Source organism: Streptomyces sp. NPDC002676 (assembly GCF_053592455.1).
The window spans coordinates 228,127-245,266 of sequence record NZ_JBSFVT010000012.1; the positions used below are offsets into that span (position 1 = coordinate 228,127).

General features: G+C 70.2%; 14 protein-coding genes and 1 pseudogene. 9 read left to right on the forward strand and 6 right to left on the reverse strand.

Features of this window, described 5'->3' with window-relative positions:
• Positions 1-183: 183 nt before the first annotated feature.
• Entirely contained in the window at positions 184-1,734 is a 1,551-nt protein-coding gene (locus ACWD3E_RS29045) for an IPT/TIG domain-containing protein (RefSeq protein WP_451390527.1), read from the reverse strand.
• Positions 1,735-1,878: 144 nt separating this feature from the next.
• Positions 1,879-2,874 carry a DMT family transporter gene (locus ACWD3E_RS29050; protein ID WP_451390528.1) on the reverse strand — a complete coding sequence of 332 codons (996 nt, stop codon included), beginning with the start codon at positions 2,872-2,874 and terminating at the stop codon, positions 1,879-1,881.
• A gap of 21 nt (positions 2,875-2,895) precedes the next feature.
• On the opposite strand from ACWD3E_RS29050, the gene pdxR reads away from it, so the two are divergent.
• Positions 2,896-4,509, forward strand: coding sequence for a MocR-like pyridoxine biosynthesis transcription factor PdxR (pdxR, locus tag ACWD3E_RS29055; protein WP_451390529.1), 1,614 nt, complete (start codon positions 2,896-2,898; stop codon positions 4,507-4,509).
• A gap of 132 nt (positions 4,510-4,641) precedes the next feature.
• Here pdxR and ACWD3E_RS29060 read toward each other — a convergent pair.
• Positions 4,642-4,842: pseudogene (locus ACWD3E_RS29060) on the reverse strand (helix-turn-helix domain-containing protein); the annotation flags it as partial.
• Between ACWD3E_RS29060 and ACWD3E_RS29065 the strand changes: the two are divergent.
• The 5 genes from ACWD3E_RS29065 (at position 4,841) to ACWD3E_RS29085 (ending at position 10,530) form a co-directional block, all read left to right on the forward strand.
• Complete coding sequence (locus ACWD3E_RS29065; RefSeq protein ID WP_451390530.1) at positions 4,841-6,232, forward strand: MFS transporter; 1,392 nt, start codon at positions 4,841-4,843, stop codon at positions 6,230-6,232. The pseudogene ACWD3E_RS29060 and the gene ACWD3E_RS29065 overlap by 2 nt on opposite strands.
• Before the next feature lie 165 nt (positions 6,233-6,397).
• Positions 6,398-6,739 (forward strand): nucleotidyltransferase family protein, encoded by a 342-nt coding sequence (locus ACWD3E_RS29070; protein ID WP_451390531.1) that lies wholly within the window; start codon positions 6,398-6,400, stop codon positions 6,737-6,739.
• 418 nt (positions 6,740-7,157) lie between these two features.
• The gene (locus tag ACWD3E_RS29075; protein WP_451390532.1) at positions 7,158-8,378 is read left to right on the forward strand and encodes a glycoside hydrolase family 3 N-terminal domain-containing protein; all 1,221 of its coding nucleotides are present in this window, start codon (positions 7,158-7,160) and stop codon (positions 8,376-8,378) included.
• A gap of 226 nt (positions 8,379-8,604) precedes the next feature.
• Complete coding sequence (locus ACWD3E_RS29080; RefSeq protein WP_451390533.1) at positions 8,605-9,717, forward strand: ABC transporter substrate-binding protein; 1,113 nt, start codon at positions 8,605-8,607, stop codon at positions 9,715-9,717.
• A gap of 264 nt (positions 9,718-9,981) precedes the next feature.
• Positions 9,982-10,530, forward strand: a complete 549-nt coding sequence (locus tag ACWD3E_RS29085) for a YciI family protein (RefSeq protein ID WP_451390563.1) — start codon at positions 9,982-9,984, stop codon at positions 10,528-10,530.
• Between the two features lie 153 nt (positions 10,531-10,683).
• On the opposite strand, the gene ACWD3E_RS29090 is transcribed toward ACWD3E_RS29085, so the two are convergent.
• Entirely contained in the window at positions 10,684-11,265 is a 582-nt protein-coding gene (locus tag ACWD3E_RS29090) for an RBBP9/YdeN family alpha/beta hydrolase (RefSeq protein WP_451390534.1), read from the reverse strand.
• Between the two features lie 73 nt (positions 11,266-11,338).
• Here ACWD3E_RS29090 and ACWD3E_RS29095 point away from each other — a divergent pair, with 73 nt between their 5' ends.
• The gene (locus tag ACWD3E_RS29095) at positions 11,339-11,947 is read left to right on the forward strand and encodes a TetR/AcrR family transcriptional regulator (protein ID WP_451390535.1); all 609 of its coding nucleotides are present in this window, start codon (positions 11,339-11,341) and stop codon (positions 11,945-11,947) included.
• Positions 11,948-12,146: 199 nt separating this feature from the next.
• Here the strand turns inward: ACWD3E_RS29095 and ACWD3E_RS29100 are convergent, their stop codons facing one another.
• Positions 12,147-12,338 (reverse strand): hypothetical protein, encoded by a 192-nt coding sequence (locus tag ACWD3E_RS29100; protein WP_451390536.1) that lies wholly within the window; start codon positions 12,336-12,338, stop codon positions 12,147-12,149.
• 220 nt (positions 12,339-12,558) lie between these two features.
• Here ACWD3E_RS29100 and ACWD3E_RS29105 point away from each other — a divergent pair, with 220 nt between their 5' ends.
• Positions 12,559-13,002: a universal stress protein gene (locus ACWD3E_RS29105; protein WP_451390537.1), complete on the forward strand. Its 444-nt coding sequence runs from the start codon at positions 12,559-12,561 to the stop codon at positions 13,000-13,002.
• A gap of 272 nt (positions 13,003-13,274) precedes the next feature.
• On the opposite strand, the gene ACWD3E_RS29110 is transcribed toward ACWD3E_RS29105, so the two are convergent.
• Entirely contained in the window at positions 13,275-14,264 is a 990-nt protein-coding gene (locus ACWD3E_RS29110; protein ID WP_451390538.1) for an Acg family FMN-binding oxidoreductase, read from the reverse strand.
• Positions 14,265-14,623: 359 nt separating this feature from the next.
• Here ACWD3E_RS29110 and ACWD3E_RS29115 point away from each other — a divergent pair, with 359 nt between their 5' ends.
• Entirely contained in the window at positions 14,624-17,005 is a 2,382-nt protein-coding gene (locus ACWD3E_RS29115) for a phosphoketolase family protein (RefSeq protein ID WP_451390564.1), read from the forward strand.
• Positions 17,006-17,140 lie beyond the last annotated feature (135 nt).

A 17,140-nucleotide genomic window follows, 5' to 3' on the forward strand; every position in this document is an offset into this window, starting at 1 on the left:
GGTCACCCTTGCGTCGCGGAGCGGCGATCCGTCGTCTGACACGCCGTCAACCTGGTCGCTCGCAGTCGAGGGGTTGCTCCGCGGGGGCTGGACGACAGGCGCAATCGCACGCTGCCGTCCGGAGGCTGTCGGCTGGTCGCGGGCCTTTGTTGCGGAGGAGCGGAGGAACGGTCGGTGTGCGGATCACAGTCCCGTGTAGGTGAACTCGTCGGCGGGGCTGGTTACAGAGGTGGCGAGGCCGACCTTCACGGTGACGTCCACCGTTTGGCTGTCGTCGAGCAGTACCGGCGCGGTAGCCGTGATCTGGCTGGGCGAGTGGACCGTGACCGAGGCCGCGGCGGTCTTGTTGAAGTACACAGTGGCGCCGGAGTCGAAGCCCGAGCCGGTGATCATGACCTGGGTGCGGGCCTTTCCACTGGTCGGGCTGACCGCGCTGACCACCACGGGTGCGGGTCCGTTGTAGGCGAACTGCCCCAGAGGTACGGCTGGAGAGGTGCCGAACATGTTGGTGACGCGGACGTCGACGATGCCGGTTCCGAGGGGCGCGGTGGCTGTGATCTGAGTGTCGGAATCGATGACGAAGTCGCCGACGGGGACGGGGATGGGGCCGAAGTCAACCACACTGTCCGAGGTGAAACCGCTGCCGCTGATGATCACGGTGGTTCTCAAGTCACCGAAGGTCGGGCTCACCCCGGTCACCACGGGGCCGGCGGCGATCTCGGGTGCCCCCAGCAGGCTCAGGTACGTGGAGTTGGCGTGCTGGAAGCCGCCCTGGCCGAGGAAGTCCGCGGTGGTCTTGTTGACCAGGTTCTTCGCCAGAACCGTGTAGTCGACGTTCGTCAGCGAGGTGACTCCGGGCTGGACGTAGACATTGCCCTTCGTGCTCCCGCCGACCACATCCATAAGCAACTTCACCTCGTCCGTTGCCGCCGGCCCCGGGCTCGGGTACCAGTTCTTGGCACCCGCGAGATCGTCCCACGCCAGCGGTACCAGGTCGTAGGCGTTGACATGACGCTCGTTCATCAGCCACGGAAAGGTGTTGAGGTAGTCGACGAAACTCTGCAGTCCGGCGGTGGGAGCGGCGTAGGTGACCAACGCGAACTTCGCCTGCGGGATCTCCGTCCACAGGTACGGAGCGATCATGGTCGCCAGGCAGCCGCCCAGGCTGTGGCCGGTCACGTACACGGTCGGGGGCGGAGAGGGAGGCACCGACTGGAGGAGCATTTCGAGCGCGTCTCGGACTGTGCCGCCCAGAGGGGGAATGACGGCCTCCGACCCACGTGCGTCGGCACCCTGCATGTCCTCCACCGGGATGAGCGAGGGCGCGTTGGCGATCTGCGTGAAGGCCTCCATGGCCCCCTTGGACACGGCGACGGGATTCGCCGACGGGTTCACATGGAACGGGACGACTGTGCCGACGTCGAGGTCCTCGAGGATGTCGGTCAAGCTGGCGATCGTTCCACGCGTGACCACGGCGAACTCGTTCGAGCCGTCGGTGTTGCGCGCGATGTACGCCATGTTCGCGTTGTCCGGGCTCAGCGCCAGCCACACCGGCTGCCAGGTGCCCCCTGTGGCGAGCTGCGGATTTTCCAGTTGCGTCTTGATGCCCTGGAAGATCCGCGCCGACTGCTGCGCGAGGGTTTCCCCGGACGGACGCGGGGTGGCCCCGGTGGCCGCGAGTGCGGCCAGCGTCATGGTCACCTGGGGCACCGTCGGATCGGACTGCGGGGCCATGGTACTCACTCCTCGGGAATGCCTCGGCACGGAGATGGGGCGGCCCGGACACGGCTCGGGGTCAGGGAAGAAGGACCCGAATCGACCGCCGCATGGACCGTACCCAGACGAACGTGCAGCACAGCGTCCTGTCGCTCCGCCGGGCTAACGCCCTCGACACTGATGACACGGCCGCACCCGGTGACCGACGCCGTCACCGCCGGTCGTGATCAGCAGCGCCGCCCCGCGCCTTGGTTGAGCCTGCAACCGAGTGCATTCTGCGCCGAGAACATTGCGTGGGCGCAGGCCGGCGACCAGTCCGAGGATCAGTAGGCCGATGCCCAGCCATACCGACGGCCCTGGTGCGCCGCCGCCTGAGACCGTGTCGACGGCCGCTGCGGCGAGAGGCGCGATACCGGTGAGCAGTCCGGCTCGTCCGGCCCCGACGGCGCGGACCGTCGAATACCACAGTACGAAGGCGACCGCCGTCACCATCAGCGCCAGATAGCCGGCAGCCGCCCACTGGGGCCCGGTCAACTCCCGTACTGCCGAAGGCCCTTCCGACGTAGCGCCGAGGACGGCCAGCAGCACGCCGGCCAGCCACATCGCGTGCACGGACACGCCCCACGGCGAGTGTCTTCGCAGTACCGGCACCGCGAGCAGGGTGAACGCGGCCTCGCAGCCCAGGGCCAGCCCCGCCCAGGCCACTCCGACGGCATCGGTGCGGCCGGTTCCCTCCACCAGCACCGCGCCCGCCATGACGACAGGCGCCGCCAGCAGGACCTGCCGGCTCGGCCTGCGCCGCTCCAGAACCGGGCCCACCACCCCGAGCACCACCGGTACGCAGGCGACTGCTACGGCGATCACCGCCGGCTCCGCGTGGGCGACGCCCCGGACCACGGCCACGTTGAAGAGCACCAGACCGGTGACCGCGATCCCGGCCAGCCAGAGCCACTCCCGGCCACGCGGCCACACCAGGCGAGCACCGGTGATCCGGGCCATGACCAGGAGGATCGCGGTGGCGGCCGCGTACCGGACCGCCTGGGCGGTGAAGAGTGGGGCGCCGACGAGCGTGTGCGAGACGGTGACGCTGCTGCCGACCAGCGTCATCCCGACCATGCCTGGGACGAGCTGGGCGAACGGAGCGGAAGGTGAGTCCATGCCGTCCACGGTGCCTTCACAATGGACGGCATGGGCAGGTCCACAACACCACCGGCACAGGGGTCCAAAAAGTCACACCCGGGGACCGGCCCGGCCGCCGGACCGCAGGGCTCGGCGACGGCAGCGGACGCGTCGGCGGACAACACGCCGGCGTTCACTGCGCCTGTCGGCTCGGACTTCCTGCAGCTGGACATCGGCACGGCCCCGCCCGGTGGGCGCACCGCCTGGCTCGCCGACCGGCTGCGGTCAGCCATCGCCGACGGCCGGCTGCCCGTCGGAGCGCGGCTGCCCGCCAGCCGGGTGCTCGCCGCGGAACTGCGCGTCACACGGGGTGTGGTCACCGAGGCGTACCGACGGCTCGCCGAGTCCGGCCAGATCGCCGGTCGCGGCCGGCTCGGCACGGTGGTCGTGGCGGCGCCCGCCGTGCCCCGCGCCCGCGACGTAGCGGGTCCCGGGCATGGGTCCGGGCCCGTGCTCTTCGGCGCGGGCGACCGCGAGGGCGTGGTCGACGCTCTGCGCTCCCTGCCCTGCCGCATCGACCTCTCACCGGGCGTCCCCGACCTCGCCGCCTTCCCCCGCACCAGCTGGCTGCGCGCCGAACGCGCCGTCCTCGCGAGCGTCACCCCGGCCGACTTCGGCTACGGCGACCCCCGGGGTGCCCCCGCTCTCCGCCGGGCCGTGGTCGGCTGGCTGGCCCGCAACCGAGGCATCCGGGCCGACCCGGACGAGGTGGTGGTGGTCGCGGGTGTGGCACAGGCTCTCGGCCTGCTGGGGCAGATCCTGCGGGCCGACGGAATCCGCCGCATCGCCGTCGAGGACCCCGGTTCGCTCGGTGCGCGCCAGCAGTTGGAGTACGGCGGCCACGAGCTGGTGCCCGTTCCCGTGGACGAAGGTGGCCTCGACGTGCGAGCGCTGCGTGCCGGCGACGCCCGGGCGGTGCTGCTGACCCCGGCCCACCAGTTCCCCACCGGTGTCGTCCTCGACGGGGAGCGCCGCCGTGAACTGCTGAGCTGGGCGGCCGAAGGCGGGGTGGTCATCGAGGACGACTACGACGCCGAGCACCGCTACGACCGGCCGCCGGTGCCCGCGTTGCGTTCCCTGTTGCCCGACGGCGTCTGCTATGCGGGCAGCGTTTCCAAGCTGCTCGCGCCCGCGCTCCGGGTGGGATGGCTCCTCGTACCGGCGGACCGACTGGACGCCCTGGTGGCGGCCAAGCGGTACGCCGATCTCGGCAACGGCGTCCTCACCCAGCTCGTCCTCGCTCGCCTGATGGACTCGGGGGAGCTGGAACGGCACCTGCGCCATGTCCGGCTGCGTCACCGTCGGCGCCGGGACGTGATGCTGCGAGCGATCGACAGGCATCTGCCCGCCGCCCGCGTCCACGGGGCAGCCGCCGGCCTGCACCTGATGGTCACCTTCGGCGACCCGCGGGACGGTGCTCGTGGCAGCGGCTTCCGCGACACCGACCTCGCCGAGGCCGCGCTCGCTCAGGGTGTCAAGCTCCACCCACTGTCCTGGCACCGGATCGCCCCTGGCCCTCCGGGCCTGGTCCTCGGCTACGCGGCGGGCCCCGCCCACGAGATCGAGGAAGGCATCGCCCTCATCGGCACCGCCCTGCGCAGCCTTCTTCGATGAGCCCGGCGCCGTAGAGGACGACCTGTGTCGAACTCCGCGATTTCGCCTGGGCGGAGAGTGCATTCGCGGTCTGTCCACAAGTTGGTCGAGTGCGACGCGGTGCGCACGCGCGAGGGGGATGAGCAGGCCCAGGATCGGGCGGCGCTTGCCTGATTCGAGACGGGACAGCGTGCTCACCGAGAGCCCGGTGGCAGCTGCAAGCGCCTCCAGTGTCAGTCCGCGGTCCCGGCGCAGCGTCAGATCTTTTGCGGTCTTCGCAAACGGGCTCGGCTGTGGTTGTGGTCCTGCCCGAGCCTGGCCGGGTAGTGCTCCCCGAGGTGAGAGGCAGACCATGACCGTCACAACGACTCGTCCTGTTCAGGCCGTTCTGAGTACGCGCAGGCGCTGGACGGTGCTGGCCGTCTGCTGCCTGGGCATGTTCGTGGTGGGTCTGGACACCACCATCGTCAATGTGGGCCTGCCCGCCATCGGGCGTGGTCTGAGTGTCGGGACGCGAAGTCTTGAGTGGACCGTGGACGCCTACACCATCGTCCTGGCCGGACTGCTGATCTCCTCCGGCGCGCTGGCGGACCGGTTCGGGCGCCGACGGGTGTTCCAGTCGGGGCTGGCCGTGTTCGGCGCGGCCTCGCTGGCCTGTGCCACGGCTGGCTCGGTGGGCGCGCTGGTCGCGGCCCGCGCGGTGCAGGGGATCGGCGCTTCGATGCTCAGCCCGGTGGCTCTGGCGATCGTGGTGAACGCGATGCCCGATCCGCGGGAGCGAGCGCAGGCGATCGGCGTCTGGGCGTCCGTTTTCGGACTCAGCATGGCCGTCGGCCCGGTCACGGGAGGTGCTCTCGTCGCGGGGCTCGGCTGGCGGGCCCTGTTCTGGATCAACGCTCCGGTCGTCGCAGCCGCCCTGGTCCTCAGCGCGGTGTTCGTGCCCGAGTCCCGGGGGCCGCGGGGGCGGCGGCTCGACGCTCCGGGACAGGTTCTCCTCACCGTACTCATCGCTGTCTGGGTCGGCGTCCTCATCGAAGGGCCGCGTATCGGCTGGACGTCGTCGGCGGCACTGGCTGCCTATGGATTCGGCGCTGTGACGGGGGTCGGCTTCGTGTGGGTGGAGTGCCGTCGGCGTGAGCCGCTGATGGACCTGCGGCTTTTCCGCAGTCCCGTGTTCAGCGGTGCGGTCTTGGGCGCGGTGGCGGTCTTCGTCGCCCTGAACGTCACGCTGCTGCTCAACACTCTCTATCTCCAGCACACCCGGGGCTTCACCCCCCTGGCCGCCGGCGCGGCGACCCTGCCCATGGCCGTCGGAGCGACGCTTTGCGCACCGTGGTCCGGCCGTCTGGTCGGTCGTACCGGAACGCGGCTCCCTCTGAGCCTTGCGGGCGGCTTCATCACGGCGGGCGGCCTGAGCCTGGTGGGACTCGACCGGCACTCGGGCCTGCCCCTGCTTCTCCTTGCCTACCTGTTGATCGGCATCGGGTTCGGCTTCGCCAACGCGCCGATCACCAACACCGCGGTCAGCGGGCTGCCTCCCGCACGGGCCGCGGTGGCAGGAGCGATCACGTCCACCGCACGACAGCTCGGCTCCGCACTCGGCATCGCCCTCGCCGGCAGCCTGGTGGCCCACAGCACCCCGGCCGGTTTGGCCCATGCGTCCCGTCCGGGCTGGATCCTGGTCGCCGCCTGCGGACTCGTACTCTTCCTCATGGCCCAAGTCTCACGGTACACACGTAGATGACGGTGTGTCCGTGCAGCCGGGCGCGGGCCGCAGGCTCGTAGTCCAAGGCCAGGTCGCCGGTTTCGAGTTGGTCCCTGCATGCGGTCGGCAGGGTCTGGATTCCGTCGCTGCCCGTGAGGCGACGAGGGTCTCAACAAGCCTGCCCCTGATGAGCAACTCGACGGCTTGCGATCCGTGCTCTCCCAGAACGAAATCTTGACGGACGTGATGGCCAGGGCGGCAACACTGGAGTTGCCCGGCTGGTACGTGACGGCGGGCTGTCTGTTCCAGACGGTGTGGAACGTGGTCACCGGCAGGCCCCCGACCAACGGCATCAAGGACTGTCTGGGCGTCCGGCAGGGATCCGATGGAGGATGGCGCGTCTACGCACCTCACAGACTCTCCGACGTGTTCAACCCGGTCGTGCGACCCAACTCGGTCCTCGCCCCGCGGGAGGTCTATGAGACCAAGGCCGCACGATGGAAGGACGAGTGGCCGGAGCTCACCGTACTGCCATGGGAAAACTGATGGCTCGTGGTCTGTTGAGGCATCGCGTCGGCGCACCACGTCACGGGCGGGCTGGGTGGACCGCCCAAGAGACCGATGGCACTGCTGTGTGGAACGGAACGCGGACGGCGGTACCACTGGGCGTACCTGCCGCGTCCTGGCCGGATGCCTGATGTGCGCGGCAACCGAGACGCCGGGCAGGCCCCCTCTGCGGCAGGTCATCCCGGAGCCTGGGAGAAGGCCGGTCCCGCGTGGCCGCCACTCACTCGGCTGGACTTTCGGCCTGCTTCGAGACGCGAGATTCTGGTAGTAAGGCCGACCGCGGACCAGCGAACAAATGCGGGCTGGAGCGCATCTCACGCTTTGTGCAGCCCACCCCATGCTCATACGGCCCTCGGCGCGACGGGCACTGTCGCGTCCTGCGAAAGGAGGGCGGGCGATGAACGTCCCGCCGTACCGTGACCGCACAAGCGAGACAGCACGGCCGCAGCTCCCCGGCCGGGCCATGACCGCACGCAGACTGAGCACCGCTGCCACTGTGGCGACGGTGCTCCTGGCGTGCGGTGGCACGGGCGCCCCCAAGGCGGCCTCCCACTCGTCCCTCGCTCCAGGCCGCACCGCCGCTGCCACTGCCTGCACCAACAGCACGAAGCTGGCCGGGTGGTCCAACCACCGGCTGGCCATGCTGACGATCGCCGTGCCGGTGTCGGAGACCTCGGTGTCCGACGTCACCTCCGAGGTGAGCGCCGGTGCGGGCGGTGTGCTGCTGTTCGGCAGCACGGCGCCGTCCGACCTCGGCTCCCGGCTGACCGCCCTGAAGTCCCATGTGCCCGGCAAACTGGGCCTGCTGGTGATGACCGACGAGGAGGGCGGCGGCATACAGCGCATGGCGAATCTCGTCGGCTCCCTGCCCTGGCCCGCGTACATGGGTACGCACTGGAGCCCGGCCCAGATCCAGCAGAACGTCACGAAGGTCGCCACGAAGATGGCCGCCGCCCAGGTGAACATGGACCTTGCGCCGGTGGTCGACGTCGACGGCAGGAACGAGGCCCCCAGTAGGACCAACCCCGACGGCTGGCGGTCCTTCAGCGGCAGCACCTCGGTGGTCTCCAAGGACGGTGTCGCGTACATGAACGGGTTGCGCGCCGGACATGTGATACCCGTCGTCAAGCACTTCCCGGGCCTTGGCGGCTCCAGCTACAACTCCGACTTCGGCCCTGCCCGCACCCTGCCCTGGTCCACCCTGCAGAAGGTGGGCATCCCGCCGTTCACGGCGGCCATCAAGGCCGGGGCCCCGGCCATCATGGTCTCCAACAACATCGTGCCGGGTCTGGGCACCAATCCGGCAAGCCTGTCACCCACCGCCATCAGCTCCGAGCTGCGCGGCAAGCTGGGCTTCAAGGGGCTTGTGGTCACCGACTCGCTCAGCGCCAAGGCGATCTCCGCCGCCGGCTTCAGCGTCCCCGCCGCCGCGGTCCAGGCCCTGCGCTCCGGTGCCGACATGGTCATGTTCGACCTGAAGGGCAGTGTCAGTTCCCAAACGTCCTCGATCGCCTCGGCGATCACCAATGCGGTGGCCGGTGGACACCTCGCCCGCAGCCGCCTCATCGACGCGGCGGGGCACGTCCTGGCCGTCCGGCACGTGAACCTCTGCTCCTGAGCGCGACTGGACCGCAGCCCTTGCCCGTCAGGACGGCCGCGCCGTGAGGCCTGGCAGCTCGGCGAGCGAATAATCGGTTGCCTGTTGGCGATGGTGGTGGATGCAATGTCCGGCATGGTCATCCAGGTGCGTCACGGCGAGATGAGATGAACCCGCACCACCGGGCCTTGCCACTTTGTGATCCGGGCAAGCTGCGACCGAATCGCCACACGGGAGACGCCCACGCATGAATACGCCACCATCGCCACGTGGAGCGGAGCGGACTGACGGATCATCCGTCCAGATCGGCGCTCTCCTTCCGCTCACTCGGCCGGGCTGGGTCCAGGCAGGCCAACACTTGCTCGCTGGACTCGAGCTGGCCGTTCGCGAAGTCAATGACGCCGGCGGGATCGTCGGAAGGCCACTCGAGCTGGTGGTCCGAGACACCGCGGCCGATCCACACAGGGCCGCGGCGGCCGTGGATGAGTTGGCTCGCCTGGGCGTGGCTGCCCTGGCGGGGGAGTATCACAGCGTCGTCGCTCGCGCCGCTGCCGCCAGGGCCGACGCCCTCGGCCTGCCGTTCCTCTGCTCGTCAGCGGTTCTCGATGCGCTCACCGAACAGCCGACGGATTGGGTCGCGCGCCTCGCCCCGGCGCAGTCCCACGGCTGGCGGATCTACGCAGACTTCCTCCTCGGCGCGGGCCACAGTCGAATCGCCGTAGCAGCCGAGCCGAGTGTCTACTGGGCATCTGGGGCCCGCATTCTGCGGGACTACCTCGCTCCACGCGGCGGCACCGTCATCGAACTCGACATGCGCGCGCTCGCCCCCACGGCCGTGTGCGACGAACTCGTCGACAATCGCGCGACAGCCCTCCTCCTTCTGGTCGGCCACCCGGAGCCGGCCGTGTCGATCGTCAAGTCCGTCCGCCGCGACCAGCGCCTCGCTGAGATCATGATCGGTGCTCCGGCCGGGCAACCGGAGTTCCCCGAATGGGCGACGTTGCTGGGCGACGACGGCGCCGCGATCCCGTTCTTGCGCTACCTGCCCGAGCGTCTCAGCCCGCTCGGTGCACGAGTCGGGACGGCCCTCCGCGAGCGGCTGGCCGAAGCGCCCTCCTTCGTCGCCTTCGAGGGTTACGACACGGTCGCCGTCCTCGCCGAGGTGCTGCGTTCTCACGGCGCGGACCGGGCGCGCACTGCAGAATCCTGGCCGCGCGTTGCAGTCGAAGGCACCCGCGGGCAGATCGAGTTCTCCCGCACGCCAGGCATCAGCGTTTGGCAATGGGCTTGGACGCCAGTCCAAGTCGTTGATCGAGATCCGGCGGAACCCGATCGCTTCCGGATCCTTCACGCCGGCTGAGGGCGACAGAGCTTGGCCCCTGGCCGATACAGCCGCGTCGAGCGCGGCGATGCCTTCGAGGCGGGGGCATCAGGGATAAGGCTCGGGCCCTCGTCCCCGCAGACCCCGACTGGGGGCGAGCCCCAGCCGGGTGCGCAACCTGTCGGCTGGAGCGGTACCTGAATTTCCGAGCTTGATTCTTACGCCCACGCGTCACCCGGAGCGTGTGGCTTTCGTTGTGAAAGCCGGTTGAGATACTGCCCCGTGTTGGGGAAGGTCTGGGGCATGGAGTACTTCTGCTACCACCGCGACCGGCCCGGATCCCTCGCGTTGCGCTATGAGCTGTCGGAAGAGCACTGGTCCTACATGGACCGGTACGAGAAGGAGATCATCGCTCGCGGCCCGACCTTCGCCAGTGATGGCGAAACGCCCACCGGCAGCGTCCATATCGTCGACTTGCCGGATCCCGCTGCCGCCCGCGCGTTCGCCTTCGACGAGCCCAACTACCAGGCGGGCGTCTACCGGGACGTGCTGCTGCGTCGGTGGCGCAACCTGCTGGGGCGCACCATGTGGGACTTCCCTGGTGGCCGTACCGGCGGCAATCGGTACCTGGTGCTCGGACTCGGCTCAGGGCAGTCCTCCGACGCTGACGTGCCGGCCCACCGGGACGAATTGATCGCGTACGGGCCACTGTTGTCCGACGACGGCGCCACCTGGCTGGGTACGGCGGCGCTGGTCCGGGCCGTGGACCCGGACACGGCACGCGCCGTCCTGACTGCGGACCGGTATGCCGAGATCGAGGTCCACGACTGGGAGTTCGGCGGGCGGCGATGACCCAGGGACGCTCCACGCCGACGACGCCCGGCGGTTGAGCGCAGGAGCGTGCCACCGGGTTGAGCGCGTCCCGCACCTCGGACCCGCGAGGGCCGCTGTGCGGGACGTGGGCGACGAAGATCGCCATCTGCCTGGGGCAGGCCCCTGGGTCGGTCAGGCCGCGAGCAGCTCGGTGACCAGGCGGACGGCCTCCGGCACCTCGACGTGGTCGTCCGGGGTGGCCCCGAAGTGCGCGCCGGTGGGCGTCACAACGGCGGTCGCGCCGAGGCCGTCGACGAGCAGCCGGACGTGTTCGGTCGGGTCGGGCTGGTTGACCGGGTCGTCCATGGCCTGGAGGACCCGGAAGTGCCGGGCCGAGCGGCGGATCCGGTCCCAGTCGAAGCCGCCCTCGAAGAACTCGGCGAGTTCGTCGTAGCCGACCTCGTGCGCCGAGGTCGCCACCAGCAGCGCGCCCGCGAACACTCCGTGGGCCTCGGGGTCGTGCTGCTCCAGGAAGCGCAGCACATTGACTCCACCGATGCTGTGCCCGACCAGCACGGTGGATTCGGCGGGGCCGGCGGCCAGGACAGCCTGGCCGTAGGTCTGTCGCCAGGGCTCCAGCCGTGGGGCGGCGGTCCCCGGCAGGCGCGGCACGGTGACCCGGTGTCCGGCCGCCGCCAGCCGCTCGGTCAGGTACGGGAACCAGACGCTGTCGTCGCTCGAGCCGTAACCGTGCGACACCACGATCTCGCTCATGATCGATCCACTCCCCTAATCAAAACGATCCGTCGCGTTTCGATTGAAAATAGCACGCTGCTACGGTGTCGGCGTGCCAACTGGAGAAACCCCAAGCCGCCGGACCGGCGGACGGATCCGCAGCCAGGACGCCCACGACGCTGTCCTCGCCACCGCGATCGAGCTCGTCGAGGAACTCGGCTACCAGGCCGTCACCATCGAACGCATCGCCGCCCGCGCCGACGTCGCCAAGAGCACCATCTACCGCTGGTGGAAGTCGAAGGCACCTCTCGTCATGGACGCCTACCGCACGGCCGTCGAGCAGCGGATGCCCGAACCCGACACCGGCTCACTCTCCGGCGACCTGACCGCCTTCGTCACTGCCCTGTACGGCGTCACCGCGTACCCCATCCGCGTCAAGACCCTGCGCGGCCTCATGGCGGAAGCCCAGCTCGACCCCGCCTTCGCCGAGCCCTTCCGCGAGTGGGTGGAGAGCCGGCGGGCCGTCATGCTCACCCTGCTCACCAGGGGCGTCGATCGCGGCGAACTCCCCGCCACCGCCGACCTGGACGCCATCACGGACCAGATCTTCGGACTGTTCTGGTACCGCCTCCTGGTCGGCCACCAACCTCTCGACTGCGCACAGGTCCCTGACCACATCGACCAACTGCTGCACGGACTTCATGTGCGACACGGGCAGTAGGGACCCCTGGCCCTTGCAGCGCGTGGCAGTGCCGGGACACGCTTGATGGCGAAGGCGGGAACATGGTTCGCCACCTGACGATCATGAGTCTTCTGGGCGTACCTCCTCGAGGCCCTGCGCCTCACTGGAGCTGAGTGCCAAGGACGCGCCGGTGATCGTGATCATGCGCCTGGTCCTCGTCACACGTGCCGCGGCGTGGTCAGCCGAACAGACGGGGTACCCGGATCGTCTCGACGCGCCGCCACGAGCCGCCGGGCAGCAGTACACGGTCGCCCTCCGCCGTAGCGGCCTTCGCCCGCGCGGCGGTGGTGGGCGCCGCCCTGCGCGACGGCAGCCGGGCGCTACAGGCGCCCCACTCGGCCGGCGACCGGGCAAGGGTCCGCTTGGTCACAGCTCCTCCCGCGACATGAGGTGCAGTACGTCACCCGCGTTCGCCCGCATGAGCACTCACTCCTCGTCCGTTGCCAACCCCTTCTCCGAGGATCACCCTCCGAAGCGCAGCCCGCAGCGCCTCGGACGCGTTGGCCTGGCGAGATGGCGATATCGCGTGCAGCGTGGAAGCGATGGGGGCCGATCGACAGGGCGGGAGAGCCGCAGGAGAGGCGGGACACATGGACAGGGATGCCGCCGAGCGCCGTGTGGTGGTCGGTGTCGACGGATCGACGGCCTCGTACGAGGCCCTGCGCTGGGCCGTGCGCTACGCGGGCCTCGTCGGCGGCACCGTGGAGGCGGTCGCGGTGTGGGAGCTGCCGGGCCTGTACGGCTGGTCGGCCCCCGCCGTGGACATGGACGTCGACGAGGAGGAGGCCCGGCAGCGGGTGCGGAAGGAGCTGACCGACGTGCTCGGCGCGGACGTGGCCGGCTCGGTCCGGAGCCATGTGGTGCACGGCAACCCCGCCGACGTTCTGCTGCGGGCCGCCGAAGGCGCCGAGATCCTGGTCGTCGGCAGCCGGGGCAGGGGCGGGTTCGCGCGCGCCCTGCTCGGCTCGGTCAGCCAGCGTGTGGCGCAGCACGCGAGTTGTCCGGTCGTGATCGTGCGTTCCGAGATGCAGTGACCGACGTCCAGCGCGTCCAGCTGCGCGCCGACCCGGGCCCTTCCCGATGAGGTCCGGGCCCCCGGAAGGTCCCGCAGGCACTCAGGCCGTCAGGCCGCCAGGCCGCCTGGACGTCGTCTCCGGCGTCGACCGTGACCACGTCCTCGGACCTGACGTCCTCGACCGTCACGGGACGGCCACGGCAGGAGCGGTCATCACCGCGGACACCTTCATGCGGCCTCTCGTTCCGGTCCGATGCCCAGAGGCGGGGGGCCGACCCGGTGCGTCCCGCCTCATACGACGTCCAGCACGTCGGTCACCGGCCGACGGGGACTCGGACGGCCTTCGGGCCCATAGCCGAGCCTGATCACCATCTGCACGTGGCCCATGGCCGAGACCGGGTCGCGGACCGCCCACCGCAGCTCGGCCCGTTCCAGCGGCTGGGACGTCACCGAGGCGACCAGCCCGTCCGTCGTGGCCCGCAGGAGCACCCGCTCCAGCGCCTGGCCCGCGCGCAGCCAGTCCGACGGTCGGTCGTGAGCCGTTCCCAGCAGGGCGATCTGGGGGTCTCTCTCGAAGGCTGCCCAGCCCCGTCCTGGTACCCGGCGACCGGCGGCGAAGTCTCTCACCGGTGTCCCGGCGACGCGGCTGCGCGGCCCGAACGCTTCGGGAGGGATGCCGTCCGACGTCCCGGCGCCGGCTGCGGGTTCCGTCCGGGCCCAGCGTGCCATCTCGCCCCGGACGCCGGGATCCAGGGCCTCCCGGCCCTCGGCGTCCTCTACCAGCTCCAGAAGCGACGCCACATGCCAGGGTCCGGGGAAGAGCAGCTGGGCACCCTCTGCGCCGGCCGCCTCGCACAGCCGGTCCTTCAACGCGCTCGGTATCTCCTCCTCGCGGAAGGGCTGACGGCTGGAGTGCCGGCGGCGGATCGCCGGATGCAGCACGGCGAGGGCCGCGTCCGGCGGCGCCGTGCCGCCGAGGTCCACCTCGGCCAGCAACGCCGGATCGGCTGGTTCCGGCAGGAGCCGGACGACCGGACCCCGGCCGTCCGCCGCAGCGGCCACGCGGAGGTTCAACAGTGCCGCGCCGCAGCCCAGGTGCAGGTTCCGGTGGTCCGGGTCGCTGCGGGGCAGGGCACGCGCCAGGTCGGCGTAGAGGCACAGGACACCACTGTCGCGCAGGTAACGGAACCTCCATGGCTGTGCGTTGTGCAGCGAAGGTGCTTCCACGGCGGCTGCCACCAGCGCGGTGACGTCGTAGCTGTCGAAGGGTGGCGTGCTCATGATGGCCTCCCTGGGGTGCCCGGCTCGGCAGCCGACAGGAACCCGGTCGGCATGCCTGGTCCTGCCTCCAGACTGTGCGACACCTGTTCCCCGGGGCAGGGGCCGTCCGGACCTGGCCCCGGGGCCGAATGTCCCGCTCGGGAGGGTCCGTTGCCGGTCGCGAGGGCCGATTCGCCCATCGAGGTCACCGAATCGACCGTGCGAACGTGAGAACAGGACCGGACGGCTGAGGTTCCCGCAGCCCGGCGGCAGGCCCACGGAATGCTGCACGACGCGGCGTGCCCAGTGGCTGTCGTTCCCGAAGTCTCCTGATATTCCCGGCACACTTTCCGCCCATGGACGACGAAACAGGAGTTCCCATGCCGAAGGCCGCCCACCCGGACGCCACCACGCTCACCGACGAGGCACTGCGCGCCCTGGACGCGCACTGGCGTGCCGCCAACTACCTGGCGGTCGGCCAGATCTACCTCATGGCCAACCCGCTGCTGACCGAGCCGCTCAGGCCCGAGCACATCAAGCCGCGGCTGCTCGGTCACTGGGGCACCTCGCCCGGTCTGAACCTCGTGTACACCCACCTCAACCGCGTGATCAAGGCGCGCGGACTGGACGCGCTGTGCGTGTGGGGACCGGGACACGGGGGGCCGGCCGTCCTCGCGGGCTCCTGGCTGGACGGCAGCTACAGCGAGACCTACCCCGACGTGTCACGTGACGCGGCGGGCATGGCCTGGCTGTTCCGGCAGTTCTCCTTCCCCGGCGGCGTGCCCAGCCACGTGGCACCCGAGACCCCCGGCTCGATCCACGAGGGCGGCGAACTCGGCTACTGCCTGGCGCACGCCTACGGCGCGGCCCTCGACAACCCGAACCTGCTGGTCGCCTGTGTGATCGGTGACGGCGAGGCGGAGACAGGCCCGCTGGCCGCGTCCTGGCACTCGAACAAGTTCCTGGACCCGGTGCACGACGGAGCTGTCCTGCCGATCCTGCACCTCAACGGCTACAAGATCGCCAACCCGACCGTGCTGTCCCGGCTTCCCGAGGACGAACTCGACGCGCTGCTGCGGGGATACGGGCACGAACCCCTGCACGTCACCGGTGACGACCCTGCCACGGTCCACCGCGCCCTGGCCGGCGCCTTCGACAAGGCGCTGGACCGCATTGCGCTGATGCAGCGCACCGCCCGCGAGGAAGGCGTCACCGAGCGCGTGCACTGGCCGGTGATCGTGCTGCGCACGCCGAAGGGCTGGACCGGCCCGGCCGAAGTGGACGGCGAACCGGTCGAGGGCACCTGGCGCGCCCACCAGGTCCCGCTCTCAAAGGTACGCGAAAATCCGGCTCATCTACGGCAGTTGGAGGAGTGGCTGCGCTCGTACCGGCCCGAGGAGCTCTTCGACCCGGACGGCCGTCCCGTCGCGCAGGTCCTTGCCTGCGTCCCCGAGGGGCTTAGGCGGCTCGGAGCCACCCCGCACGCCAACGGCGGCCTCCTCGTCCGTGACCTCCCGCTGCCGTCCCTCGACGCCTTCGCCGTACCCGTCGACAAGCCGGGCAGCACGCTGCACGAGCCCACCCGGGTCCTCGGCAGTCTCCTCGCGCAGGTCATGAAGGACACGCGGCACAGCCGCAACTTCCGTCTCGTCGGCCCGGACGAGACGGCCTCCAACCGGCTCCAGGCCGTCTTCGATGCCAGCGCGAAGGCTTGGCAGGCCGGGACGCTGCCGGTCGACGAACACCTGGACCGGCACGGCCGGGTGATGGAGGTCCTCTCCGAACACCTCTGCCAGGGCTGGCTGGAGGGCTACCTGCTGACCGGCCGGCACGGACTGTTCTCCTGCTACGAGGCGTTCGTGCACATCGTGGACTCGATGGTCAACCAGCACATCAAGTGGCTCAAGACCTCCCGAGAGCTGTCCTGGCGGGCTCCGATCCCCTCTCTCAACTACCTGCTGACCTCGCACGTGTGGCGCCAGGACCACAACGGCTTCTCGCACCAGGACCCCGGGTTCGTGGACCACGTCCTCAACAAGAGCCCCGAGGTCGTGCGGGTGTATCTGCCGCCGGACGCCAACACCCTGCTGTCCATGGCCGACCACGTCCTGCGCAGCCGCGACTACGTCAACGTGATCGTGGCGGGCAAGCAGCCCTGCTTCGACTGGCTGAGCATCGACCAGGCCCGGGTTCACTGCGCGCGCGGCGCCGGGATCTGGGAGTGGGCGGGCACCGAGAACGGCGGCGAGCCGGACGTCGTACTCGCCTGTGCCGGTGATGTGCCCACCCAGGAGGTGCTGGCGGCAGCGCAGTTGCTGCGCCGGCACCTGCCCCAACTGGCGGTGCGGGTGGTCAACGTGGTCGACCTGACGCGGCTGCTGCCGCACGAGGCGCACCCGCACGGGATGACGGACTTCGAGTACGACGCCCTGTTCACCACGGACAAGCCGGTGATCTTCGCCTACCACGGCTACCCGTGGCTGATCCACCGCCTCGCCTACCGCCGCACCGGCCACAAGAACGTCCATGTGCGCGGTTACAGGGAATCGGGCACCACGACCACCCCGTTCGACATGGTGGTGCGCAACGACCTCGACCGCTACCGGCTCGTCATGGAAGTCATCGACCGCGTCCCGGGCCTCGCCGTACGCGCCGCCGCCGTACGCCAGGCGATGGTCGACGTCCGCACCCGCCACCACGCCTGGATCCGCGCCCACGGCACCGACCTGCCCGAGGTTGCCGAGTGGAGCTGGGACGGCTGAAGACCCCGCAGGTGCGCTCCATGGCTGCCGCCGCACGCCGTCCTCCGGCGGTGAGCCGACCTTGGATTCCGCCTGTACTCGAACCTCGTCCAGGCACGACGGCGGCGCGACCATGAGGCAACGCAACCGACCCCG